Source organism: Streptomyces sp. YIM 121038 (genome assembly GCF_006088715.1).
Lineage (GTDB): Bacteria > Actinomycetota > Actinomycetes > Streptomycetales > Streptomycetaceae > Streptomyces.
The window spans coordinates 7,521,067-7,545,318 of the sequence record NZ_CP030771.1 but is presented as its reverse complement, the minus strand read 5'-3'; the positions used below and the strand labels follow the sequence as shown (position 1 = coordinate 7,545,318).

At 72.5% G+C, this 24,252-nt stretch carries 17 protein-coding genes; 8 read left to right on the top strand and 9 right to left on the bottom strand.

Going from position 1 to position 24,252, the window contains the following annotated elements; translation table 11 throughout:
• Positions 1–4 precede the first annotated feature (4 nt).
• The 8 genes from C9F11_RS32360 to C9F11_RS32325 all read right to left on the bottom strand — a co-directional run bounded on the left by C9F11_RS32360 (position 5) and on the right by C9F11_RS32325 (position 12,055).
• Positions 5–940, bottom strand: coding sequence for an LD-carboxypeptidase (locus C9F11_RS32360; protein ID WP_138962586.1), 936 nt, complete (start codon positions 938–940; stop codon positions 5–7).
• Positions 937–2,946 (bottom strand): prolyl oligopeptidase family serine peptidase, encoded by a 2,010-nt coding sequence (locus C9F11_RS32355; protein WP_138962585.1) that lies wholly within the window; start codon positions 2,944–2,946, stop codon positions 937–939. The genes C9F11_RS32360 and C9F11_RS32355 overlap by 4 nt, the downstream gene beginning before the upstream one ends.
• 70 nt (positions 2,947–3,016) lie before the next feature.
• Positions 3,017–4,342: a M20/M25/M40 family metallo-hydrolase gene (locus tag C9F11_RS32350; RefSeq protein WP_138962584.1), complete on the bottom strand. Its 1,326-nt coding sequence runs from the start codon at positions 4,340–4,342 to the stop codon at positions 3,017–3,019.
• Positions 4,335–5,177, bottom strand: coding sequence for a M55 family metallopeptidase (locus C9F11_RS32345; RefSeq protein ID WP_138962583.1), 843 nt, complete (start codon positions 5,175–5,177; stop codon positions 4,335–4,337). Before C9F11_RS32345 ends, C9F11_RS32350 begins: the two co-directional genes overlap by 8 nt.
• A gap of 54 nt (positions 5,178–5,231) precedes the next feature.
• Complete coding sequence (locus tag C9F11_RS32340) at positions 5,232–5,987, bottom strand: class I SAM-dependent methyltransferase (protein ID WP_138962582.1); 756 nt, start codon at positions 5,985–5,987, stop codon at positions 5,232–5,234.
• A 251-nt stretch (positions 5,988–6,238) separates the two neighbouring features.
• A complete protein-coding gene (locus tag C9F11_RS32335; RefSeq protein ID WP_138962581.1) occupies positions 6,239–8,677 on the bottom strand; it encodes a SpoIIE family protein phosphatase in 2,439 nt (812 codons plus the stop codon).
• Between the two features lie 180 nt (positions 8,678–8,857).
• Positions 8,858–11,254, bottom strand: a complete 2,397-nt coding sequence (locus C9F11_RS32330; RefSeq protein WP_138967254.1) for an MFS transporter — start codon at positions 11,252–11,254, stop codon at positions 8,858–8,860.
• 357 nt (positions 11,255–11,611) lie between these two features.
• A complete protein-coding gene (locus C9F11_RS32325) occupies positions 11,612–12,055 on the bottom strand; it encodes an SRPBCC family protein (RefSeq protein WP_138962580.1) in 444 nt (147 codons plus the stop codon).
• A gap of 157 nt (positions 12,056–12,212) precedes the next feature.
• Between C9F11_RS32325 and C9F11_RS32320 the strand changes: the two genes are divergently transcribed.
• The 3 genes from C9F11_RS32320 to C9F11_RS32310 all read left to right on the top strand — a co-directional run bounded on the left by C9F11_RS32320 (position 12,213) and on the right by C9F11_RS32310 (position 15,504).
• On the top strand, positions 12,213–13,259 hold the full coding sequence (locus C9F11_RS32320) for an Rv2578c family radical SAM protein (protein ID WP_138962579.1): 1,047 nt from the start codon (positions 12,213–12,215) through the stop codon (positions 13,257–13,259).
• Between the two features lie 144 nt (positions 13,260–13,403).
• Complete coding sequence (locus C9F11_RS32315; RefSeq protein WP_138962578.1) at positions 13,404–14,990, top strand: alpha/beta hydrolase; 1,587 nt, start codon at positions 13,404–13,406, stop codon at positions 14,988–14,990.
• 97 nt (positions 14,991–15,087) lie between these two features.
• Positions 15,088–15,504, top strand: a complete 417-nt coding sequence (locus C9F11_RS32310) for a RidA family protein (RefSeq protein WP_138962577.1) — start codon at positions 15,088–15,090, stop codon at positions 15,502–15,504.
• An 88-nt stretch (positions 15,505–15,592) separates the two neighbouring features.
• On the opposite strand, the gene C9F11_RS32305 is transcribed toward C9F11_RS32310, so the two are convergent.
• Positions 15,593–16,171 carry an adenylosuccinate lyase gene (locus C9F11_RS32305; RefSeq protein WP_138962576.1) on the bottom strand — a complete coding sequence of 193 codons (579 nt, stop codon included), beginning with the start codon at positions 16,169–16,171 and terminating at the stop codon, positions 15,593–15,595.
• A gap of 364 nt (positions 16,172–16,535) precedes the next feature.
• Between C9F11_RS32305 and C9F11_RS32300 the strand changes: the two genes are divergently transcribed.
• From C9F11_RS32300 to C9F11_RS32280, 5 genes are all read left to right on the top strand, one after another.
• Positions 16,536–18,359, top strand: coding sequence for a 3-hydroxyacyl-CoA dehydrogenase (locus C9F11_RS32300; protein WP_138962575.1), 1,824 nt, complete (start codon positions 16,536–16,538; stop codon positions 18,357–18,359).
• 136 nt (positions 18,360–18,495) lie between these two features.
• Positions 18,496–19,305: a TetR family transcriptional regulator gene (locus C9F11_RS32295; protein ID WP_249401959.1), complete on the top strand. Its 810-nt coding sequence runs from the start codon at positions 18,496–18,498 to the stop codon at positions 19,303–19,305.
• Between the two features lie 502 nt (positions 19,306–19,807).
• Complete coding sequence (ccrA, locus tag C9F11_RS32290) at positions 19,808–21,145, top strand: crotonyl-CoA carboxylase/reductase (protein WP_138962574.1); 1,338 nt, start codon at positions 19,808–19,810, stop codon at positions 21,143–21,145.
• Between the two features lie 91 nt (positions 21,146–21,236).
• The gene (locus tag C9F11_RS32285) at positions 21,237–23,288 is read left to right on the top strand and encodes a protein meaA (RefSeq protein WP_138962573.1); all 2,052 of its coding nucleotides are present in this window, start codon (positions 21,237–21,239) and stop codon (positions 23,286–23,288) included.
• The gene (locus tag C9F11_RS32280; RefSeq protein WP_138962572.1) at positions 23,285–24,250 is read left to right on the top strand and encodes a CoA ester lyase; all 966 of its coding nucleotides are present in this window, start codon (positions 23,285–23,287) and stop codon (positions 24,248–24,250) included. The genes C9F11_RS32285 and C9F11_RS32280 overlap by 4 nt, the downstream gene beginning before the upstream one ends.
• Positions 24,251–24,252 lie beyond the last annotated feature (2 nt).

Below are 24,252 nucleotides of genomic sequence, written 5' to 3'. Positions count from 1 at the left end.
CGCCCTAGGCGAGCGCGGGTATGTCCAGCGTCAGCGTCCCCGCGTCCGCGTCCAGGTGCCCCGGTATCCCGAACGGCACCGTCAGCGCCCCGTCACAGTGCCCGAACCCGAACTCCTCCACGACCGGCACCCCCAGCCCCTCCAGGCGCTCGGCGAACAGCGGCCGCAGCCGCTCGTACGGCTCGCAGTCCACCCACGACCCGAGCGCCACCCCGGCCACGCCGTCGAGCCAGCCCGCCCGCGTCAGCTGCGTCAGACAGCGGTCGATGCGGTACGCCTCCTCGCCGATGTCCTCCAGGAACAGCAGCCCGCCGCGCGCCCCGGCCCGGGCCCCCGCCGTGCCCACGTCCGCCGCGAGCAGCGACAGACAGCCGCCGAGCGTCACCCCCCGGGCCCGCCCGCCCACCAGCGGCCGGCCCGCGGAGGCGATCTCCCGCACGGACTCCGGCTCGAACAGCGTGGCCCGCAGGTGCTCCTGGGCCCGCGCGTTCTTCAGGAAGTCGGCGGCCGCCACCATCGGGCCGTGCAGCGTCACGAGCCCCAGACGGCTCGCGAACGCCTCGTGCAGCGTGGTGATGTCACTGAACCCGAGGAACACCTTGGGCCCGGCCGCCCGCATCGCGTCCCAGTCGAGGAGGTCGACCATCCGCGCCGCCCCGTACCCGCCACGCGCGCAGAGCACCGCCGCCACCGACGGGTCGCACCAGGCTCTCTGGAGGTCCCGCGCGCGGTCCTCGTCCGTGCCCGCGAGATAGTCGAACCGCGGGTGCGTGTCCCGGGCGTGGGCGGCGGCCACGGGCTCCAGGTCCCAGCCGCGCAGGACGTCAAGACCGGCCGCGAGCCGGTCCTCGGGGACGGGCCCGCTGGGCGCGACGACCGCGACCCGGGCACCGGGCGCGAGCCGCGCGGGCCGCGTCAGCGGCTGGACCGCCGCGCTCACTTGGACAGCTCCAGCGTCGGCAGACCGCCCGCCGGGTCGATCCGGAACACCTGCGCGTACAGCGACAGCTCGGCCTCCAGGGCCCGGACCATGGTGTCGGCCCGCCGGAAGCCGTGCCCCTCGCCCTCGAAGGCGAGGTACGCGTGCGGCACCCCGCGCCCCTCCATCCGCGCCAGGAACCGCTCGCACTGCGCGGGCGGACAGATCACGTCGTCCAGGCCCTGGAGCAGCAGGAACGGCGCGGTGACCCGGTCGGCGTGGCGCGTGGGCGAGCGCTCCTCGTACCGGCCGGGCACCTCGTCGGGCGGGCCGATGAGCGTGTCCAGATAGCGCGACTCGAAGTCGTGGGTCTCCCCGTCGCTCCAGGAGGTGAGGTCGAGGACGGGGTAGATGATCGTGCCGCAGGCGTACACGTCCGTCGTCGTCAGGGAGCTCGCCGTGGTCCAGCCGCCCGCGCTGCCGCCGCGGATCGCGAGGCGCGCGCGGTCAGCGGTGCCCTCGTCGGCGAGCGCGAGCGCGACGGCGGCGCAGTCCTCGACGTCGACGACGCCCCACTGCTCGCGCAGGCGGTTGCGGTACTCCCGGCCGTAGCCCGTGGAACCGCCGTAGTTGACCTCGGCGACGCCGATGCCGCGCGAGGTGAAGTACGCGATCACCAGGTCCAGGACGAGCGGGGCGCGCGAGGTGGGCCCCCCGTGCGCCCACACCACGTACGGCGGCAGCTCGTCGTCGGGCGCGAGATGACCCGGGTGGTGCGGCGGGTACACGTGCGCGTGGATCTCCCGGCCGTCGGGCCCGAGGAAGGTGCGGATCTGCGGCTCGGGGTAGTACGTGGGGTCCACCGGGTCGTCGTGCGGCGCGCCGATGACGCGGGCGCGGCCGGTGCGGTTGTCCAGCTCCACCACCTCGTAGGCGCTGCGCGGGCTCGCGGCGACGCCGATGACACGGGTGCCGCTGACGGCGACGGAGGCCGACCACTCCGTCCAGGGCCCGGCCGCGTCGACGACCTCGCCGGTCTCCGGGTCGAGCACGCCGAGCGCGGTCGCACCCGTGCCGTGCACGACGGCGATCAGACCGCTGTCCAGCGGCGCGAACCAGCTGAGGCCGAGCTGCCACAGCGGTCCGCCGAACTCCTCCTCGCGCGGGCACAGCGCGACGGGGGCGCCGTCGAGCGGAGCGCGGTACAGATTCCACCAGCCCGTGCGGTCGCTCGCGAACAGCAGCCGTCCGTCCGGCGCCCACTCGGCCTGCGCGATCGACTCCTGCGGTCCGCCCGCGAACCGGCGCGCGGCGGCGAAGGTGCCGTCCGCGGCGACCTCGGCGACCATCAGCTCCGTGCCGTCCCAGGGCATCCGGGGGTGGTCCCAGGCGAGCCAGGCGACGTGCGTGCCGTCCGGTGCCAGGCGCGGCCCGGTGACGAACCGGTGGCGTCCGTCGGACAGCTCCCGCACCGCGGCCCGGTCCCCCGCGGCCGAGCCGTCCAGGGGCACGGCGGCGAGCACGCGCCGCACGTCGGTCTGCCCCTCGCCGGTGAACTCCTCCAGGACGCACCACGCCTCGCCCCGGTCGAGGTGGATCCGCGGGTCCGCCCAGCGCAGCCCGCCGCCCACGTCCGACACCGGGGTCAGGGGTCTTGGTTCCGCGCCGGGGGCGTCCGGCTCGTAGGCGTACAGGCGCTGGTCGGCGAAGTGCGCGAACACGATGAGCGGGCCGCGCGGATCCCCGGGGCGCTCGACGCCGGTCCAGGGCAGGCCGCCGTACTCCATGACCCGGCTGCGGACGTTCCACGGGGCGGGCAGCACCGACTCCTCGTGGCCGTCGGGGCGGCGGCGCAGCAGCGCGCGCCGACCGCCCTCCAGCGGGCGCGGCTCCGTCCACCACGCCTCGCCGCCGACGAAGCCCGCGAAGGCGGGGCGGCCGTCGTGCGCCGCGGCGAGCCCGGCGTCGATCGGGGACCGCCACGAGCCGTACGGCTTGGTCTGCGCCATGTCGATCATCTCCCCCATAGTCCGTTCCCCCATTGGTCCGTCACGTGGTCCATCGGCCCATCGGCCCGCCGAGCGGGCCGTCGGCCGGTCAGGCCGTCCGCAGATACCGGTCCAGTACCCGCGTGCCGAAGTGCAGTGCCTCGACCGGCACCCGTTCGTCCACTCCGTGGAAGAGCGCCTGGTAGTCGAAGCCTTCCGGCGTCCGCAGGGGCGAGAAGCCGTAGCCCCGGATGCCGAGCCGCGAGAACTGCTTGGCGTCCGTGCCGCCCGACATGCAGTACGGCATGACGCGGCCCTCGGGGGCGAACTCGGCCACGGCCGCGCGCATCTTGGCGAACGTGGGCGTGTCCACCGGCGCCTGCAGCGCCACCTCCCGGTGGTGGAACTCCCAGTCGACGTCCGGTCCCGTGAGCCGGTCAAGGGTGGTGCGGAACTCTTCCTCGCCGCCGGGCACGAATCTGCCGTCCACATAGGCGGTCGCCTCGCCCGGGACCACGTTCACCTTGTAACCGGAGCGGAGCATCGTGGGGTTGGCGCTGTTGCGGACCGTGGGCTCGACCAGGGCCGCGGTCGGGCCGAGCTTCTCAATGAAGGCGTCGACGTCGAAGCCCGGGGCGTCCGGGTCGGCCTCCAGGCCGTAGATCCCGGCCAGCTCCACCAGGGCCGCCCGCACGGTGGGGGTCAGCCGCACCGGCCAGCGGTACTCCCCGATGCGGTGGATGGCGGCGGCGAGCCTGCTGACCGCGTTCTCCTTGTTGACCTTGGAGCCGTGGCCCGCGGTGCCGCGCGCGGTGAGCTTGAGCCAGCCGGTCCCGCGCTCCCCCGCGGCGATCGGATACAGCTGATTGCCCCGCCCGTCGTGGAAGGTGAACGCGCCGGACTCGCTGATCCCCTCGGTGCAGCCCTCGAAGAGCCCGGGGTGCTCGTCGGCGAGGAAGCCGGAGCCGTCGCGGGCGCTGGCCTCCTCGTCGGCGGTGAACGCGATCACGATGTCGCGCCGGGGCCGCACTCCGGCGCGCGCCCAGCCGCGCACCACGGCCAGGATCATCGCGTCCATGTTCTTCATGTCGATGGCGCCCCGGCCCCACACGACGCCGTCGCGGATCTCGCCGGAGAACGGGGGCACGCTCCAGTCGGCGGCCTCGGCGGGCACGACGTCGAGGTGGCCGTGGACCAGCAGGGCGTCGGCGCCCGGGTCCGTGCCCTCGATGCGGGCGACCACGTTCGTCCGGCCGGGGGTGCGTTCCAGGAGCGTGGGCTCCAGGCCGGTCTCGGCGAGCAGTGCCGCGGCGTACTCCGCGGCGGGGCGCTCGCGGCACTCGCCGTCCCCACTGTTGGTGGTGTCGATGCGGATGAGATCGGAGGTGAACCGGACGACCTCGTCCAGTGCCGATGAGTCCACCTGCTCAGCCATACTGTTCCTCCACCGCGGCGGAGGCGATCGTGGTGACCGCCTTGAACGTGCGAATGCCTTCGTACATGGTCTCGCTCGTGTACGCGACCTTCCGCTCCGCCACGCGCCGGACCCCGGGAACCACCGTCGCGGCCATCGACAGGTGCTCGGCGTCGAACTCGACCTCCACGGTGAACGGGCCGCCCACCACCGGCTCGTGCCGCACGGCGAGCGCCGCCGCCTCCTTCGCGGCGGCGCGGATGTCGGCGGCCGTGCGGGCGGGGGTGCGGCACACCGCCGCGTACCGCGACACGTGGTCCTTGACGGCGACCTTCAGCGCGCCGGGCGCATAGCCGAGGGCGTCCTCACAGGCCAGGTCGTCGCCGGTGACGAGCACCACGGGGACGCCGAACTCGGCCACCACGTGCGCGTTCAGCAGGCCTTCGCTGGCGCGGACGCCGTTGATCCACACACCGGTGATCTGGTTGGCGAGATAGGTGTGCGCGAGGACGCCCTCCATGCCTGCGCCCGCGTGGTAGCCGATGAAGGCGATGCCATCGACGGCCTGGCTGCCGCCGTGCTGCACGCCCTCGACCATGGAGAGCGCCTTGTGGCGGCCGGTGAGCATCTGCGCGCGCTCGTCCAGCTCTTCGAGCAGGAGGTTGCGCATGGTCCAGTGCGCCTCGTTGACGAGCACCTCGTCGGCGCCGCCGTCGAAGAAGCCGAGCACCGCCGCGTTCACGTCCGAGGTGAACATCGACCGGCACCGCTCCCACTGCGGCGTACCCGGCAGCACGTCAGCCGGCCAGGTCACACCTGTGGCGCCCTCCATGTCGGCGCTGATGAGGATCTTCATGCCTCGAAACCGTACGCGGTCGCGCCGACCCCGTGCCAGGCCTGTGGATAAGTCTCACTGGTTCAGACCACTGGTGCCTGTGGAAAGGTCGGTGCGGCCCGCAACCAGCCAGGTGGACGGCAGCTCGATGCGGGTGCCGTCGGAGGTGAATTCGGTCGTGGTCAGGGGGATTTCCCCGCTGGCGAGGATGGTCAGGCGCGCCGCGTGGACGTGGTCGAGGAGTTCCGCGTCGGCGACCTCGGCGGGGGTGAGCCCATGGGCGAAGATCGGTGCCAGCTTGGGCGGCGGGCCGTCCGCGCTCCGGGCGAGGCCGGCCAGCACCGGCCCCGCGGCCTCGGCCAGCTCGACGACGAAGACCCGGCCGCGCTCGCCGATGAGCGTCGCGAGGGACTCGGCCAAGGGCCCGCGGTCGGCGGGCTCGCACTGGTGGAGGACGCCCCGCACGTACACGTTCACGTCGCCGAGTTCCGCGTGCAGTTGCTCGGCCGTGCTCTTCTCCGCCGCGTCGAGCTGGCGGTACTCGGCCTGTCCCGCGGGGTCCGCGCGCCGGGCGTGTTCGATCGCGGCGGCCGCCAGGTCGAGGCCGAGGACGCGCGGGAAGCGGTCGGCGAGGAAGCGGGTCTGGGTGCCGTTGCCGCAGCCGACGTCGACGACCGGCAGGCCGGGCGCGGCCACGTGCGGCTCGAACAGGGCCAGGTGGAGGCCCACGGTCAGGGCGGGTTCCGCGTCCCAGAAGACGGCACCCTCGTCCTCGGGTGCCTCGCTCCAGAAGCCCTCCCACGCCTCCCGGTACCGACTCGTGACGCTCATGCCCAGCTCCCCAGGGTGTGACGGGTGTGACCGGTGCCGCCGAAAGCGACGACAAGATCGGTCTACCGCTCAGGGGGGCGCTCGACAAGCCACACGCGCGCACCTTCACGGCGCTTTCGATACGCGTTCCCCGGGCGTGTGCCCGCGTACCGGCGCGCGTGACGGGGCGCAGCACGCGGCACACGCCCCGGATCGGTCCACCGCCCCGGATCAGTCCACCGGCACGGCCCGGCCCACCGGCGCGGCTCGATCTACCGGCGCGGCGCCTCCAGTTCGAACCACACCGTCTTGCCCTTGCTGCCGCTGCTCGTGCCCCACTCCTTGGCGAGCCGCGTCACGATGCGCAGGCCGCGCCCGAACTCGTCGCCCGGCCCGGCGTTCAGGAGCGTCGGCAGCGTCGGGTCCTCGTCGTCGACCTCGCACAGGATCCGGCCGGAGCGGACCAGGCGCAGCCCGACGCGGCCCTCGCGGGTGTGCCGTACGGCGTTGGTGACGAGCTCGCTGACCAGCAGGGTCGCGGTGTCCTCCAGGTCGTCGAGGCCCCAGGCGCGCAGTTGGCGGCGTACGAGCTCGCGGGCCCTGCTGACCTCGGAGGGGTCCGCCGCGAGCCGCCAGTGCCCGACGTCCTCGGAGGCGACGCCGTTCAGCCGGGCCATCAGCAGGGCCACGTCGTCCTTGCGCCCGCCCCGGGTGTTGAGCGCGCGGATGATCGTGTCGCAGGCCGCGTCCATGGACGCGGCGGGGTGGGCCGCGGACTCGACGAGCGTGGCGAGGCCGACGCCTATGTCCTCGCCGCGCACCTCGACGAGCCCGTCGGTGCACATCAGCAGCCGGTCGCCGGGCGCGACCCGGACCCGGACGGACTCGAAGGGCACGCCGCCGACCCCTATGGGCGCCCCGGTCGGCAGGTCGAGGAGCTCGCTGCGGCCGGAGCGGGCGCGGACCAGGACGGGCGGGATGTGGCCCGCGTTCGCCAGGTGCAGATCGCCCGCGATGGGGTCGTACACCGCGTACAGGCACGTCGCCAGATAGTGCTCGCCGAGTCGCTGCGCCAGGTCGTCCAGGTTCCGCAGGAGCTGGGCGGGCGGCAGGTCGAGCGCGGCCATGGTCTGCACGGCGGTGCGCAGCTGGCCCATCATCGCGGCCGAGTTCAGACCGTGGCCCATGACGTCGCCGACGACGAGCGCCGTTCTCGCGCCGGGCAGCTTCACGGAGTCGAACCAGTCGCCGCCGACCCGGCCGAGCAGGGTGCCCGGCAGATAGCGGGTGGCGATGTCGCAGCCGGACATCCGGGACTCTATGTGCGGCAGCATGCTGTCCTGGAGGGTGTCGGCGACCGACTCCTGGTACGTGTACATGCGCGCGTTGTCCAGGACGAGGCCCGCGCGGGCGGCCAGTTCGGCTCCGGTCACGCGGTCCATGTCGTTGAAGACGGGCCGCTCCCGGTGGCGCAGCAGGATCATGAAGCCGAGCACCACGTTGCGTGCCTTCAGGGGCACGACCAGCATCGAGCGGTGGTTGATGAGCGGGCGGATGTCGCGCTTCTCGAACTGGGAGGCGATGGCGTTGCCCATCTCCTCGGTGATGCGTGGCACGAGGACCGGATCGCCCGACGTCATGCACTGGAAGAACGGTGTGTGCGAGGGGAACGGCATGGACTCGCCGACGGGCACGACGTCGTCCCAGCGGCCCGGTTCGTCGGTGTGCTCCACTGCGACGCGGTGCCAGAGCGTGGTCTCGTCCGGGACGCCTTCGGGGAAGCCCTCGCCCGCGACGACCTGCTCGCGCAGATACGTGCCCGCGACGTCGGTGAAGCGCGGCACGACCGCCTTGCTGACCTCCTGGATGGTGCGGGCCAGGTCGAGCGAGGAGCCGATGCGCGCGCTCACCTCGTTCAGGAACTCCAGGTGCTCGCGGACCGCCGCGTACTCCAGGTCGTCGGCGTCGTCGGCGCTCTGCGGGCCCGGCGCGAGCCCGGCGGCGGCCGCCTCGGCCGCGCGCTGCTTGCGCGCCTGGCGCTCGGCCCGGCGCGGCACGCCCCAGTCGGGCGTGACGGGCACCCGGTCGTGCTGGCTGAACTCCAGGACCGGATAGCCCAGTTCCAGGATCTGCGACACGATGCGGGCGCTCTCGGCCACGCTCATGCTGGGCAGGATGTCCGGGAGCCGTCCCGCGAGATCGTCGGCCCCGGGGAAGTCGGTGTGCAGCGCGAACCCCGGGGCTATGCGCTCCACATGGGCGGGGTCCACGTCGTCGCCCCGGGCCAGGCGGGCCGCGTCCGCGGCGAGCACGAGCATCCGCTCCGGGCCGGGGCCGACCAGCGGATAGGCCCACCACAGCACGTCGACGCGCTCGCCGTGCCCGCCGCCGCTCGCCGACGGCGTCAGCCGGGCCCGGCCCGCGGCCGGGTAGGAGATGTGCCCGTCCAAGGAGTTGCCCAGATCGGGCCCCAGGGCGTCGTACGTTCCGTAGCGCGTCCCGTCCTGCGGCGGCAGCGCGCCGGAGACGGGCAGCAGGTCGCCCGCCGGACGGCCCACCGCGTCGTCCCTGACGTAGCCGAACAGACGGCGCGCGCCGGCGCTCCAGTGGGAGACGAGGCCGTCGCCGTCGATGACGACAACGGCCAAGGGGATGCGGCCGGACGCGGCGCTGTGCGCCACGGCCCCGCCGTCCGGGGTCCCACGCTCCATGGCCAAGGCTCCTTCCCACGGCACGGCAAGATCTGCACCGCCCCTCAACCACCGTACGGCCGGGACGGGTTGTCACGCGCTGCCTTGCGCGAATTGGCCGCGCGGGGAGCCATACTGTCCGGTCCTCTCGGTCCGTCGGGCCGCCCGTCCCGCTCGACCTGTCGGACCCGGTCGTTCCGGTCAGTCCTCGTGGCCCAGTTGCAGGTCCCGCTCCGTCCGGCCGCCACCGGCGACCTGGAGGACCGTGGCGACCGGCGGGTAGCCCGCCGCGATCACCGTGTACTCGCCGGACGACAGGTCGACGAACCGGAACGTGCCGTCCACGCCCGTGGTGAGCGTGTCGACGACGTTGCCCGCGGCGTCCAGGAGCGTCACGCGCGCGTCCTCGACGGGCCGCCCGCCGGTTGCCCGCACGGTGCCGCGCAGCACGGCGCCGCCGGCGAGCTCGATGTCCTGGCGGGTCTCCCGGGAGGCCTGCACGCTGACGGGCAGGGCCGCGGGGCGGAACGCGGGAGCGCTCGCGGCGAGGGTGTACTCACCGGCCACCAGCTCCGTGATCACATAGCCCCCCTCGCGTCCGCTGCGGGCGGTGGCGACGACGTCGCCGCGGACGTCGGTGAGGGTCACGGCGGCGTCCCGTACGGGCGTGCCGTCGGCGGTGCGCACGGTCCCGGCGAGCCGCCCGGCGCCGCCGAGCACGACGTCGAGCTCCACGGGGCGCTCGCCGACGGTGACGGTGACGGCCTGCGGCTGGTGCCCGCCCGCCGCCGCGATCAGCACGAACGACCCGGACCCGGGGGTGGCGAGCGCGTACCGCCCGTCGTCGCCGCTCGCGCCCCGGCCGATCTGCTGGCCCGCGACGTCGATGAGCGTCAGGGCGGCGCGGGGCACCACGGTGCCGTCGGGGTGCTGCACGGTGCCGCAGACGGGCACACCGGCGACGTACGGGGAGCGGGCCTCGGGGATGACCGGAGGCTCGGCGAGGGAGGCGTGGGTGGACGCGGCACTGGACAACAGGGGTGTCTCCTTGAGGAAGAAGGCGAACAGCAGGCCGAGGACGAGCACCGGCACCAGGTAGAGGAAGATCCGGGGCATCGCGTCGGCGTACGCCTGGATGTAGCCCTCGCGCAGGTGGGCGGGCATCACGTGGACGACCTGCGGGGTGATCGATTCGGGATCCGGCAGACCGGCGGTGTCGGGCAGCCGGTCGGCCAGCGCGTCGGTGAGCCGGTTCGCGAAGAGCGTGCCGAACACGGCGGCTCCGACGCTGCCGCCGATCTGCCGGAAGTAGTTGTTGGCGCTGGTGGCGGTGCCGAGGTCGGCGGGCCGCACGGCGTTCTGCACGGCGAGCACCAGGACGGGCATGACGAGGCCGACGCCGGCGCCGAGGACGGCCATCCAGACGCTGTAGTGCAGCCGGGGCGTATCGGCCTCCAGGCGCGAGAGCAGGTACATGCCGATCACCGACAGGACGCCACCGATGATGGGGTAGATCCGGTAGTGCCCGGTGTGGCTGATGAGCTGACCCGCGACGACCGAGGCGCCGACGAGGCCGCCCATCATCGGCAGCATGAGGAGACCGGATTCCGTGGCGCTCGCGCCGTCGACCATCTGGAGGTAGGTGGGCAGATAACTGGCCGCTCCGAAGAGGGCGATTCCCACGACGAGCCCTACGAGACCCGTGATGTTGAAGACCGAATCACGGAACAGGCGCAGCGGGATGATCGGTTCTGCCGCGAACCGTTCGACGACCAGGAAGAGCACGCTCGCCACGACCGCTCCGGCCCCGAGCCCCAGGATGACGCGCGAGCCCCACGCGTACTCGGTGCCGCCCCAACTCGTCAGGAGCACCAGACAGGTGGAGGCCGCCGTGAGCAGCAGCGCGCCGAGCACGTCGAGCCGCCCTCGGGCGGCGGGCTTGGGCAGCTTGAGCACGAGCGTGACGACGGCGAGGGTGACCAGGCCGAACGGCACGTTGAAGTAGAAGCACCAGCGCCAGGAGACGTGGTCGGTGAAGAACCCGCCGAGCAGCGGACCCGCTACGGACGCGAGGCCGAACGCGGCCCCGATCACGCCCATGTAGCGCCCCCGCGCGCGTGGGGGCACGATGTCCGCCATGATCGCCTGGACGCCGATCATCAGGCCGCCCGCGCCGACGCCCTGGAGGGCGCGGAAGGCGATGAGCTGGTCCATGGTCCGCGACCAGCCCGCGAGCGCGGAGCCGAGCACGAAGACGACGATCGCGAACTGGAAGACGCCCTTGCGTCCGAAGAGGTCGCCGAGCTTGCCGTAGATGGGCAGGCCCACGGTGGACGTGAGCAGATACGCGGTGATCGCCCACGACATCCGGTCCAGGCCGTGCAGTTCGCCGACGATCTTCGGCAGCGCGGTGGCCACGATCATCTGTTCCAGGGCGGCGAGCAGCAGGGCCAGCATGAGGGCGAAGAACACCATGCGCACCCGGCCGGGGCTCAACTCCCGCGGCGTCGGCCCCCGGTCCTCCGGGGGTGGTGGTTCCTCGGCCGCGTCGGCCGCCGGGGGCCGGGTGGCCGCCCGTTCGTCGTGCTCCGCGCTCATCGCCAGCGTCGTCCCGCCCACCTGATGCTCCCCTCGTCACGCCTGCGCCGCCCATTTCTCGCATTACGCGACAACTGCGAGCAAGCGCGACGAGTCCCCCCGAGAGGTGCACCGGCGCACGTAAGCGCCGGTGGGAGCCCTACGGCGCACCACCGGACCGCGCCGGAAACCACTCGAAACGGTGAGCGTGGGAACAACCCTGATGGCTTAAACGGGAGTTGGGGCCGGTGCGACACGGCTCCGTGTCGCACCGGCCCCAACTCCCCTGCCGGGTGCGGCGATTTCTCGCCGCCGTTCCTCACTCCCGGCCGCGCGGCCCCGACGGCCCGTCGGTGCCCCGGCCGGTCTCGGCTCCGGCTACTTCTCCACCTCCGCGGCGAGCTTGTCGAGGACGGCGTCGTAGATGCGGGCGAGGCCCTTGGGGGCGAAGGTCTTCTCGAAGAAGCCGCCGATGCCGCCCGCGCCGTTCCACACCGTGGAGACGGCCACGCGCGCCTTGCCCTCACCCGCGGGGGTCACGCGCCAGGTGGTGACCATGGACGAGTTGCGGTCCTTCTCGACCAGCTCGCCGTCGGTGGGCTCGCTCACCTCGAGCAGGCAGTCGCGGACGCGCTTGCTGGTGGCCTGGAGCTTCCAGTGGACGAGGGTGCCCTCGCCGTCGCCGCCCTCGCGCACCTCGTACTCGCTGAAGTGCTCGGACAGGATCTTCGCGCGCGTGCCGCTGTAGTCGGCGAGCGCATCGAAGACGTCCTCCGGCCGCGCCGTGATGATCCGCTCCGTGGTCGCCTCGACCTGCGCCATGGCACTTCCTCCAGTTGGTGTCTCAAAGGTTCGACCGTCACCCAACCACCCCGTGCGGCGGCGCCCCAAATCGGGTCCCCCTCAGGTCGGGGGTGACGTCCGCACGATCAAGGGAACATGTGTTCTATTCTGTGGTCAGTGCTACCGAGGAGGCGTCATGCGCTGGGAGAGCCTGTCCGACGGGCCGCGCCGGGGCACCGCGGACGCCGCGCTGTTCGGCGCGGACGCGGTGACCACCCGGACCTTCGACACGCCCGAGTTCCGTGGGATCACCTTCCACGAGGTCCGGGCCAGATCGATCGTGAACCGCGTGCCCGGGGCCTCCCGCATGCCCTTCGAGTGGACGGTCAACCCCTACCGGGGCTGCACGCACGCGTGCGTGTACTGCTTCGCGCGCAAGACGCACAGCTATCTGGACCTCGACACCGGGCTCGGCTTCGACAGCCAGATCGTCGTGAAGGTGAACGCGCCCGACCTGCTGCGCCGCGAGCTGGCCTCGCCCCGCTGGCACGGCGACCACATCGCGATGGGCACGAACGTCGACTGCTACCAGCGCGCGGAGGGCCGCTACCGCCTGATGCCGGGCATCATCGAGGCCCTGCGCGCGCACGCGAACCCGTTCTCGATCCTCACCAAGGGCACGCTGATCCTGCGCGACCTGGACCTGCTGCGCCGGGCCGCCGCCGTCACCGACGTCGGCATCTCGGTGTCCGTCGGCTTCCTCGATGAGGCCCTGTGGCGCACCGTCGAGCCGGGCACGCCCGCGCCCGCGCGCCGCCTGGAGGTCGTGCGCACGCTCACCGAGCACGGCATCGGCTGCGGCGTCCTGATGGCGCCGGTGATCCCCTTCCTCGGCGACCACCCGGACCAGCTGCGCGCCACGGTGCGGGCGGTCGCGCAGGCCGGGGCGACGTCGGTGACCCCGCTCGTCCTGCATCTGCGCCCCGGTGCGCGCGAGTGGTTCATGGAGTGGCTGGGACACCATCACCCGCATCTGGTGCGGCGCTACGAGCGCCTGTACGCGGAGGGCGACTACGCGCCCAAGTGGTACCAGCGCCGCGTCACCCGCCAGGTGCACGAGCTGGCCGAGGAGTTCGGCATCGGCCCCTCGCGCGCGGGCGGCGCGCGCCGCATCCGCGTACCCCGGGAGGCACCCCAGGAGGCCGCGTCCGCACCAGAGGCCACGCAGCTCACGCTGCTCTGACCGAAGGGCGGCGGGCACCCGTTCAGGCCGTGCTCCTTTCAGGTCATTTCTTGTCAGAACGCCCTCTTCCGGGCAGGGATTCCGGGACCATGCGGCGAGGGTCGTGGGCCGCACGGCCCCGAACCCTCCGTCCCGGGAGGCTCGATGAGAAGAAGCGCCGTCTCGCTGTGCGGTGTCGCCGCCCTGATGGCCGGTCTCGTCGCGGCGGTGCCCGCCGCCGCGGGCGCCGACTCACGGACCACGCCGCGCACCCCGCACCCGCCGAAGACCCTCGTGTGGAAGAAGTGCGCGACGCCCGACCACCCGCGCCTGCAGTGCGCGTCCCTGAAGGTGCCGCTCGACCACGACCACCGGCACGGGCAGCAGGTCACGCTCGCCCTCTCGCGCGTGCGGCACACCGCGAAGACGTACCAGGGGCCCCTCCTGGTCAACCCCGGCGGCCCCGGCGGCAGCGGCCTGACGATGGCCGGATCCGTCGCCGCGGCCCTGCCGAAGAAGGTGGCCGCCCAGTACGACGTCATCGGCTTCGACCCGCGCGGCGTGGGCCGCAGCACCCCGGCCCTCACCTGCCGCCCCGGGCACGCCGCTCCGGTCCGGCCCGACTCGGTGCCGGCGACGCCCGCCCTGGAGAGCGCGAACCTGCGCCGGGTCCAGGCCTTCGCCAAGGCGTGCGCCAAGAAGTACGCGGACGTCCTGCCGTACATCGACACGGTCAGCGCGGCCAAGGACATCGACGCGATCCGGGCGGCCCTCGGCGCCCGGAAGATCTCCTACTTCGGGTACTCGTACGGCACCTATCTGGGCGCCGTCTACGCGCGGCTGTTCCCCCACCGCGTGCGCCGCATGGTGCTCGACTCCGTGGTCGACCCGACAGCCGTCTGGTACGAGGCCAACCTCAGCCAGGACTTCGCGTTCGACGCCCGCCACAAGGCGTTCCTCGCCTGGGTGGCCAAGCACCACACGACGTACAAGCTCGGCAAGGACCCGGACAAGGTCGAGGCCAAGTGGTACGCCATGCGCGCGGCCGTCGCCGAGAGGCCCGCGGGCAGGAAGGTCGGCGCCGCGGAGCTGGAGGACACCTATCTGCCGGGCGGCTACTACAACGGCTACTGGCCGCTGCTCGCCGACGCGTTCGCGGCCTACGCGAACCACCGGCGGACCGGGCCGCTCGTGAAAGCGTACGAGAGCCTGGGCGCCGTGGACGCGGCGGGCGACAACGGCTTCTCGGTGTACGCGGCCGTGCAGTGCCGGGACGCGGCGTGGCCGCGCGACTGGGACCGGTGGCGCGCGGACAACTGGGCGGTGTACGCGAAGGCGCCCTTCATGACCTGGAACAACGCCTGGTACAACGCGCCGTGCGCGTTCTGGCCGACCGCCGGCCTGCGCCCGACGGACGTCCGCAACTCCGCGCTGCCGCCGGTGCTCCTCTTCCAGGCGACGGACGACGCGGCGACCCCCTACGAGGGAGCGATCACGATGCACCGCAAGCTGCGCGGCTCACGCCTCGTGGTGGAGTGGGGCGGCGGCAACCACGGCGTCACCCTGAGCGGGAACGCCTGCCTGGACCGGTACTTGGCGAAGTACCTCGACAAGGGCCGGGTGCCGAGCAGCGGCGGCGAGGTCGACGCGGTGTGCAAGGCGCTGCCGGACCCGAAGCCGCGACGGGCACCGGCCCGCGGCAAGGCGGCGCGGAGCGCCGAACTGCACGGGCTGCTCGGCTTCCGCAGCTGATCCCGCGCCCGGCGGGCCCGCGGAACCGGGCCCGCCGACGGGGTGTGCGCGGCGGGCGCCGGGGGCGTTGTCAGACCCATGGTCCACCATGGGGATCATGAGCCGACTGACGCACATCCACGCCCCTGACGGAGTCGCACCCGCCACGGCGTACACCCACGTCGTGACGGGCACCGGCCGTCTGGTCGCCGTCTCCGGTCAGCTCGCCCTGGACGAGCGGGGCGAGCTGGTGGGCGCGGGCGACGCCGCGGCCCAGGCCATGCGGGTCTTCGAGAATCTGCGCCGCTGTCTGGCGGCCGCGGGCGCCACCTTCGACGACGTGATCAAGCTGACGTACTTCGTCACGGACATGTCCCACATGTCCGCGGTGCGCGCCGCGCGGGACGCCCATCTCGACCCGACGCGCCTTCCGGCGTCCTCGGCGATGCAGGTCGCGGCGCTGATCTCGCCCGAGTTCCTGATGGAGATAGAGGCCCTGGCGATCGTGCCGGACGAGGCCGCCGCGGGCGCATAGCGCCACCACCGGCCCAGGGGCACCTCGCCACCGGCCCCGCGGCCCGGACCGCTGAGCCCGTACGCGCACCCCCTGGTGCCCGTACGCCTCACGCCGACACCCGGGCCAGGGCCGCCGCGGCGGCCGCCGCGAGGCGCGGGTGGGCGACGGCGGCCGTGAGCACCGGGATCGCCCGGGCGTCCCCCAGCGCGCCCAGGCCCTCCACACAGGCCAGCGCCACCTTGCCGTACGGGTCGTTGGGCGCGAGGCGGCGGCGCAGCGTGGTGATGAGCGCGGGCGCCGACTCCGGGGCGCGCAGCTCGGTGAGGAGCCGCACGGGGTGCAGGGCGTAGGCCACCCGGAGCTCGTTCGTGGCGAGCGCGGCCGCCGCGCGTGCCGTGCGCGGGTCGCCGAGCCGGGCGAGCGCGTGCGCGGCGGCCGCGCAGCGCGGCGGGTCCCGGTGGTTGAGCAGCAGCACGAGCGACTCGAAGGCGCGCTTGTCGCCCGCGAGGCCGAGCCGCACCGCCGCCAACTCCCTGGCCCACAGGGGCTGTCCCGCCGCCTGGAGCATCCCCGCCAGCTCGTCCGGATCACTGACGGCCAGCAGTCTCTCGTACGCCTTCTGCGCTCCCGACGCGGCCGCCTCGCGTCGTAAGCGATCCGTCACCGTCCGCAACTCCGCATCCATGCGGTGAGCCTAGTCGCGACCGAGGTCACAGGCACCGGGGGCTGGCGCGCTCGTTACTCACCGGTTAATCTCAAGTGAGCGGGGCACACTCCCCGTAGTAGCTCCACGCAGCAGTTCCACGACTCCTGACGGCCTGGTGACGCAGCCGTCGAGAGTGTTGTCGGTTCGGTACGCACGTACCGCAGGACGACGCGGCTCCGGGACCGGGCCCGTCGGCTCCCCTTCTCGCGCAACTCACGCGCGCCGTACACCCCTTCACGCCGCTCGCGTGGCTTTCACGCGCGCGCCGTCGTGTCCGATGCGCCCCTGCGCGCGCCCCGCGCGTGCGCCCTCTCAGTCGTCACTCACTCCCTGGAGTCCCCGCATGGACGCTCCCTCCGCCCGTCCGTCCAGCACGTCCAGTACGTCCGGCGCGCCGCTGCGCACCGTCGCCGTCGTCGGCCTCGGCACGATGGGCGCGGGCATCGCCGAAGTCCTCGCCGTCGCGGGCCGCGAGGTCATCGGCATCGACATCAGCGAGCAGGCCGCCGCGCACGCCGTCGCCGCCCTGGAGGCCTCGACGGCGCGCGCCGTGCGCCGCGAGCGGCTCACCGAGGGCGAACGCGCGGACGCCCTCGCCCGCTTCCGCACCTTCACCGACCTCCAGGCCGCCGCCGACGCGGACCTGGTGATCGAGGTCGCGCCGGAGTCGTACGAGGTCAAGCAGCAGATCTTCCGCGCGCTCGACGGCATCGTGCGCCCGGACACGATCCTCGCCACCGGCACCAACGCCCTGTCCGTGACGCGGCTCGCGGCCGAGTCGGCCCGCCCCGAGCGGGTGTTGGGCCTGCACTTCTTCAACCCTGCGCCCGCGATGAAGCTCGTCGAGGTCGTCTCGTCCGTCCTGACCGCCCCCGCGGCCGTCGCCACCGTCACCGAACTCGCCGCCGCGCTCGGCAAGGAGCCCGTCGCCGTCGGCGACCGCCCCGGATTCGTCGCCGACGGACTGCTCTTCGGCTACCTCAACCAGGCAGCGGCGATGTACGAGGCGAAGTACGCGAGCCGCGAGGACATCGACGCGGCGATGCGGCTCGGCTGCGGTCTGCCGATGGGGCCGCTCGCGCTGCTCGACCTGATCGGCGTCGACACCGCCCGCACCGTCCTCGACGCCATGTACGCCGAGTCGCGCGACCGGCTGCACGCGCCCGCGCCGATCCTCAAGCAGCTCAGCGAGGCGGGCCTGACGGGGCGCAAGGCGGGCCGCGGCTTCTACACGTACGCCGAGCCGGACAGCGGCGAGGTGGTGCGGGACGCGCTGACGCCCGTCGAGGGCGCGCGGCAGGTGCGGGGGCGCGAGGTGCGCTCGGTGGGCGTGGCCGGCTCCGGCACCATGGCGTCGGGGATCGCGGAGGTGTTCGCCAAGGCCGGGTACGACGTCGTGCTGGCGGCCCGCAGCGAGGAGAAGGCCGTCGCGGCCAGGACCCGCGTCGCGAGGTCGCTCGCGCGCTCCGTCGACAAGGGCCGGATGACCGCGGAGTCGGCCGCGAAGACGCTGGACCGGATCACGCCGAGCGGCTCGTACGAGGCGTTCGCGGACGTCGATCTGGCCCTCGAGGCCGCCGCGGAGGACCTGGAGGTCAAGCGGCAGCTGTTCGCGACGCTCGACAAGATCTGCAAGCCGGGCGCCGTCCTCGCCACCACCACGTCCTCGCTGCCGGTCGTGGCCTGTGCCCGCGCCACCTCGCGCCCCGGTGACGTGATCGGTCTGCACTTCTTCAACCCGGCGCCCGCGATGAAGCTCGTCGAGATCGTGCGGACGGTGCTCACCACCGACGAGGTGCACGCGACGGCCCGGGAACTGTGCGCGACGATCAAGAAGCACCCGGTGGACTGCGGGGACCGGGCCGGGTTCATCGTGAACGCCCTGCTGTTCCCGTACCTCAACAACGCGATCAAGATGGTCCAGGAACACTACGCGTCCCTCGACGACATCGACGCCGCGATGAAGCTGGGCGGCGGCTACCCCATGGGCCCCTTCGAGCTCCTGGACGTCGTCGGCCTGGACGTGTCGTTGGCCATCGAGAAGGTCCTGCACCGCGAATTCCGCGAGCCGGGCCTCGCGCCCGCGCCGCTCCTGGAGCATCTGGTGGCCGCGGGCTGCCTCGGCCGCAAGACGGGCCGTGGCTTCCGCGAATATGCCCGGCGCTGACCCGGCCCCGGAAGGCCCGCCCGCCGCGCACGGTGTCGTGCGCGCCGGGCGGGCGGACTGGGGAGGGCTGCTCGAACCCTCGGGCGGTCCGCTCCCGCGGGCGCACTCAGCTGCGCACATGCAGTACGTTCGGGTCATGCCCAAGGCCGCCAAGTCCTCACGTACGCCCGCTACGCCCGACGCTCCGGAGAGCGCCGCGGGCAGCCGTGCCGCCGCGCAGCGGCTCAAGATGCGCCGCGAGCTCGCGGCCGCGGCCATGGAGCTGTTCGCGACCAAGGGGTACGAGGCCACGACGGTCGACGAGATCGCGGCCGCGGCCGGGGTGGCCCGGCGGACCTTCTTCCGCCACTTCCGCTCCAAGGAAGAGGCGATCTTCCCCGACCACGACGACACGTTGATCCGTGCGGAGGCCGTGCTCAACGCGGCGCCCGCGCACGAGCATCCGCTCGACACCGTGTGCCGCGGCATCAAGGAAGTCATGAAGATGTACGCGGCGTCGCCCACCGTCTCCGTGGAGCGCTACCGCCTCACGCGCGAGGTCCCGACCCTGCGGGAGCGCGAGATCGCCTCCGTGGCGCGCTACGAGCGGCTGTTCACGCGCTATCTCCTGGGCCACTTCGACGAGCACGCCCACCACGACGGCAACGACGACCCGCTGCTCGCGGAGGTCGCGGCGTCCGCCGTCGTCACGGCCCACAACCACGTGCTGCGGCGGTGGCTGCGGGCCGGGGGCCAGGGGGACGTGGAGGGCCAGCTCGACCACGCCTTCGGCATCGTGCGGCGGACGTTCGGGACGGGCATCGGCGCCGGGCGCGACGCGGCCCCCTCGGGGGCGCCCGCGACCGTCTCGGACCGGGGTGAGGTCCTGGTGACCGTGGCCCGTACGGACGCCCCCCTCGACGAGATCATGCGCACCATCGAGAAGGCCCTGCGCACGCGCCCCTGACCCGTCCCGCACTCCCGCTCCGCCCGCCCGCTCCCCTCCCGGGAGCGGGCGGGCTTCTTTACGCCTGCTCGGCGCACCCCCTCTGACCTGCAATGATCGATCATCGCTCAGATGAACCGGGGCAATGACAACTGAGTGAAATTGTTGGCACTGAGTGTCTTGCCGACTGGCACGCGGTGTCATACGTTGATGTTGTCCGGGCGGCCGGCGCACGGACACCACCCGTACGCCGGCTGTCCCCGCAAGCCTCGGCGAGCGCGCCCGGACGCCTGCGTCACAGGCACCTCCTGCGCCCCACCACGGCGCCGCCGCAGCACCACCTCCGCCGAACCGACGGCACCACCGCTTCGCACCTCCCGTAACCCCACGGGTCCGAGGCCCCCTCGCACCCGTCGAGCACCGAGCACACGCACCCCTCGAAGCACCCGGGCACCACGCCACGCACCACCCGACGTACCCCTCAGAGCGCCTCCCACGGGGCGCCCTTCGCCGGAGGCAACCCATGCAGGAAATCCTGGACGCGATCCAATCGCCGGACACGTCGGCCGCCGACTTCGCCGCGCTGCCGCTGCCCGACGCGTACCGCGCCGTGACCGTGCACAAGGACGAGACCGAACTGTTCGCGGGGCTCGCCACGCGCGACAAGGACCCGCGCAAGTCGCTGCACCTGGACGAGGTCCCGGTGCCCGAACTCGGCCCGGGCGAGGCCCTGGTGGCGGTCATGGCGTCGAGCGTGAACTACAACTCCGTGTGGACGTCGATCTTCGAGCCCCTGTCGACGTTCGGCTTCCTGGAGCGGTACGGCAAGCTCAGCGAGCTGACGAAGCGTCACGACCTGCCGTACCACATCATCGGCTCCGACCTGGCGGGCGTCGTGCTGCGCACCGGGCCCGGCGTCAACGCCTGGCACCCCGGCGACGAGGTCGTCGCGCACTGCCTGTCCGTGGAACTGGAGTCCAGCGACGGGCACAACGACACGATGCTCGACCCGGAGCAGCGCATCTGGGGCTTCGAGACCAACTTCGGCGGGCTCGCCGAGATCGCCCTGGTGAAGTCCAACCAGCTCATGCCGAAGCCGGACCACCTGAGCTGGGAGGAGGCCGCCGCCCCCGGCCTGGTGAACTCCACCGCGTACCGGCAGCTCGTCTCGCGCAACGGCGCGGGCATGAAGCAGGGCGACAACGTGCTGATCTGGGGCGCGAGCGGCGGACTCGGGTCGTACGCCACGCAGTTCGCGCTCGCCGGGGGCGCCAACCCCATCTGCGTCGTCTCCAGCCCCCAGAAGGCGGAGATCTGCCGTGCCATGGGCGCCGAGGCCATCATCGACCGCAACGCCGAGGGCTACCGGTTCTGGAAGGACGAGCGCACCCAGGACCCCAAGGAGTGGAAGCGCTTCGGCAAGCGCATCCGCGAGTTCACCGGCGGCGAGGACATCGACATCGTCTTCGAGCACCCCGGCCGGGAGACCTTCGGCGCCAGCGTCTACGTGACCCGCAAGGGCGGCACCATCACCACCTGCGCCTCCACCTCGGGCTACATGCACGAGTACGACAACCGCTACCTGTGGATGTCCCTGAAGCGCATCATCGGCTCGCACTTCGCCAACTACCGCGAGGCGTGGGAGGCCAACCGGCTCATCGCCAAGGGCAAGATCCACCCGACGCTCTCGAAGGTGTACTCCCTGGAGGAGACCGGGCAGGCCGCCTACGACGTGCACCGCAATCTGCACCAGGGCAAGGTCGGCGTCCTCGCGCTCGCGCCCGCCGAGGGCCTCGGCGTGCGCGACCCCGAGACGCGGGCGCGGCACATCGACGCCATCAACCGCTTCCGCAACGTCTGAGGACGCCGAGGTCATTGAGAACGGCGAGAACCCCGAGCACGCCGAGCACGCCGGGAACACTGAGGACACCAAGGACACCGAGGTTACGCACATGACGGATCGCCAGAAGGACCGGCCGTGGCTCATGCGGACGTACGCCGGGCACTCCACGGCAGAGGCGTCGAACGAGCTCTACCGGCGCAACCTGGCCAAGGGCCAGACGGGCCTCTCGGTCGCGTTCGACCTGCCGACCCAGACCGGCTACGACCCGGACCACATCCTCGCGCGCGGGGAGGTGGGCCGGGTCGGCGTCCCCGTGTCGCACCTCGGCGACATGCGGCGGCTGTTCCAGGACATCCCCCTGGACCAGATGAACACCTCCATGACGATCAACGCCACGGCCATGTGGCTGCTCGCGCTGTACCAGGTCGTCGCGGAGGAGCAGGGCGTCGACATCACCACGCTCCAGGGGACGACGCAGAACGACATCGTCAAGGAGTACCTGTCGCGCGGCACCCACGTGTTCCCGCCGGGGCCGAGCCTGCGGCTCACCACCGACATGATCACGTACACCGTGGCGCACATCCCCAAGTGGAACCCGATCAACATCTGTAGCTACCACCTGCAGGAGGCCGGGGCCACACCGGTGCAGGAGGTCGCGTACGCGATGAGCACGGCGATCGCCGTCCTCGACGCGGTGCGCGCCTCCGGGCAGGTGCCGGAGGAGAAGTTCGGTGACGTCGTCGCGCGCATCTCGTTCTTCGTGAACGCGGGCGTGCGGTTCATCGAGGAGATGTGCAAGATGCGCGCCTTCGGCCGCATCTGGGACCAGGTCACGCGCGAGCGCTACGGCATCACCAACCCCAAGCAGCGGCGCTTCCGCTACGGCGTGCAGGTCAACTCGCTCGGTCTGACCGAGGCCCAGCCGGAGAACAACGTCCAGCGCATCGTCCTGGAGATGCTCGCCGTCACGCTCTCCAAGGACGCACGCGCGCGTGCCGTGCAGCTCCCGGCCTGGAACGAGGCCCTCGGCCTGCCCCGGCCCTGGGACCAGCAGTGGTCCCTGCGCATCCAGCAGGTCCTCGCGCACGAGTCGGACCTCCTGGAGTACGAGGACATCTTCGCGGGCTCGCACGTCGTCGAGGGCAAGGTCGACGCGCTCGTCGAGGCGTCCCTGGAGGAGATGGACCGCATCGAGCAGATGGGCGGCGCGATGGCCGCCGTCGAGTCCGGCTATCTGAAGTCGCAGCTGGTGTCCTCGCACGCGGAGCGGCGCGCGCGGATCGAGGCGGGCGACGAGAAGATCGTGGGCGTGAACGTCTTCGAGGCGACGGAGCCGAGCCCGCTCACGGCCGACCTGGACACCGCGATCATGACGGTCGACCCGGCGGTCGAGGCGCGCGTCGTGACCGCGGTGCGGGACTGGCGCACCACGCGGCAGGAGTCCTCCGACCGGCAGGGCGGAGGCGACCCGTTCCACTTCCCGACCGTCCAGCAGACCATCGACCGGCTCAAGGAGGTCGCACAGGGCACCGGCAACCTCATGGAGGCCACCCTGGAGTGCGCCCGCGCCGGTGTCACGACCGGCGAGTGGGCGGGGGCCCTGCGGGAGGTCTTCGGCGAGTTCCGGGCGCCCACGGGCGTCTCCGGGGCGCCGCTCGCGGTCACCGCGGAGGCGGGCACGCCGCTCGCCCTGGTCCGCGAGAAGGTCGAGAAGACGGCCGCGGACATGGGCACCGGCAAGCTCCGCTTCCTGGTGGGCAAGCCCGGCCTCGACGGGCACTCCAACGGCGCCGAGCAGATCGCGGTCCGGGCCCGCGACGCCGGGTTCGAGGTCGTCTACCAGGGCATCCGGCTCACCCCCGAGCAGATCGTCGACGCGGCGCTCGCGGAGGACGTGCACGCGGTGGGCCTGTCGATCCTCTCCGGCTCGCACGCGCAGCTCGTGCCGGACGTCCTGACCAGGCTGCGCGCCGCCGGCGCCAACGACATCCCCGTCATCGCCGGCGGCATCATTCCCAGCAGCGACGCCGAGGACCTGAGGGCGGCGGGCGTGGCCGCCGTCTTCACCCCCAAGGACTTCGGCATCACGGAGATCATCGGCCGTATCGTCGACGAGATCCGCACAGCGAACCACCTCGACCCGTTGGAGGTCCCCGCATGAGTGAGCCCATCAATCGCCTTCGCCCCCGCCGCTCCTGTCTCGCGGTCCCCGGAAGCAACCCCCGCTTCCTGGAAAAGGCCCAGGGCCTCCCCGCCGACCAGGTCTTCCTCGACCTGGAGGACGCCTGCGCGCCGCTCGCCAAGCCGGAGGCACGGCACACGATCGTCAAGTTCCTCAACGAGGGCGACTGGACGGGCAAGACACGCGTGGTGCGCGTCAACGACTGGACCACCGAGTGGACGTACCGCGACGTCGTGACCGTAGTCGAGGGCGCGGGCCAGAACCTCGACTGCATCATGCTGCCCAAGGTCCAGGACGCCCAGCAGGTCGTGGCCCTTGACCTGCTGCTCACGCAGATCGAGAAGACGATGGGCCTCGAGGTCGGGCGCATCGGCATTGAGGCGCAGATCGAGAACGCGAAGGGCCTGGTCAATGTTGACGAGATCGCCGGTGCCTCGTCACGACTTGAGACGATCATCTTCGGCCCTGCCGACTTCATGGCGTCGATCAACATGAAGTCGCTCGTCGTGGGCATGCAGCCGCCCGGCTACCCGGCGGACGCGTACCACTACATCCTGATGCGCATCCTGATGGCCGCCCGCACCCACGACCTCCAGGCGATCGACGGCCCGTTCCTCCAGATCAAGAACATCGACGGCTACCGCGAGGTGGCCGGGCGCGCCGCGGCCCTCGGCTTCGACGGCAAGTGGGTGCTGCACCCCGGCCAGGTGGAGGCCGCCAACGAGGTGTTCTCGCCGTCCCAGGAGGACTACGACCACGCCGAGCTGATCCTCGACGCGTACGCGTACTACACCTCCGAGGCGGGCGGCAAGAAGGGCTCGGCGATGCTCGGCGACGAGATGATCGACGAGGCGAGCCGGAAGATGGCGCTCGTCATCTCCGGGAAGGGCCGTGCGGCGGGCATGCGGCGCACGTCGGTGTTCGAAGCTCCGGAGGCGTGAGG

Excerpts from the sequence above, each read along its gene's own strand:
- C9F11_RS32355 (WP_138962585.1), bottom strand. The coding sequence starts at position 2,946 with ATGGGGGAGATGATCGACATGGCGCAGACCAAGCCGTACGGCTCGTGG.
- C9F11_RS32350 (WP_138962584.1), bottom strand. The coding sequence starts at position 4,342 with ATGGCTGAGCAGGTGGACTCATCGGCACTGGACGAGGTCGTCCGGTTC.
- C9F11_RS32345 (WP_138962583.1), bottom strand. The coding sequence starts at position 5,177 with ATGAAGATCCTCATCAGCGCCGACATGGAGGGCGCCACAGGTGTGACC.
- C9F11_RS32340 (WP_138962582.1), bottom strand. The coding sequence starts at position 5,987 with ATGAGCGTCACGAGTCGGTACCGGGAGGCGTGGGAGGGCTTCTGGAGC.
- C9F11_RS32335 (WP_138962581.1), bottom strand. The coding sequence starts at position 8,677 with ATGGAGCGTGGGACCCCGGACGGCGGGGCCGTGGCGCACAGCGCCGCG.
- C9F11_RS32330 (WP_138967254.1), bottom strand. The coding sequence starts at position 11,254 with ATGAGCGCGGAGCACGACGAACGGGCGGCCACCCGGCCCCCGGCGGCC.
- C9F11_RS32325 (WP_138962580.1), bottom strand. The coding sequence starts at position 12,055 with ATGGCGCAGGTCGAGGCGACCACGGAGCGGATCATCACGGCGCGGCCG.
- C9F11_RS32320 (WP_138962579.1), top strand. The coding sequence starts at position 12,213 with ATGCGCTGGGAGAGCCTGTCCGACGGGCCGCGCCGGGGCACCGCGGAC.
- C9F11_RS32315 (WP_138962578.1), top strand. The coding sequence starts at position 13,404 with ATGAGAAGAAGCGCCGTCTCGCTGTGCGGTGTCGCCGCCCTGATGGCC.
- C9F11_RS32310 (WP_138962577.1), top strand. The coding sequence starts at position 15,088 with ATGAGCCGACTGACGCACATCCACGCCCCTGACGGAGTCGCACCCGCC.
- C9F11_RS32305 (WP_138962576.1), bottom strand. The coding sequence starts at position 16,171 with ATGGATGCGGAGTTGCGGACGGTGACGGATCGCTTACGACGCGAGGCG.
- C9F11_RS32300 (WP_138962575.1), top strand. The coding sequence starts at position 16,536 with ATGGACGCTCCCTCCGCCCGTCCGTCCAGCACGTCCAGTACGTCCGGC.
- C9F11_RS32295 (WP_249401959.1), top strand. The coding sequence starts at position 18,496 with ATGCCCAAGGCCGCCAAGTCCTCACGTACGCCCGCTACGCCCGACGCT.
- ccrA (WP_138962574.1), top strand. The coding sequence starts at position 19,808 with ATGCAGGAAATCCTGGACGCGATCCAATCGCCGGACACGTCGGCCGCC.
- C9F11_RS32285 (WP_138962573.1), top strand. The coding sequence starts at position 21,237 with ATGACGGATCGCCAGAAGGACCGGCCGTGGCTCATGCGGACGTACGCC.
- C9F11_RS32280 (WP_138962572.1), top strand. The coding sequence starts at position 23,285 with ATGAGTGAGCCCATCAATCGCCTTCGCCCCCGCCGCTCCTGTCTCGCG.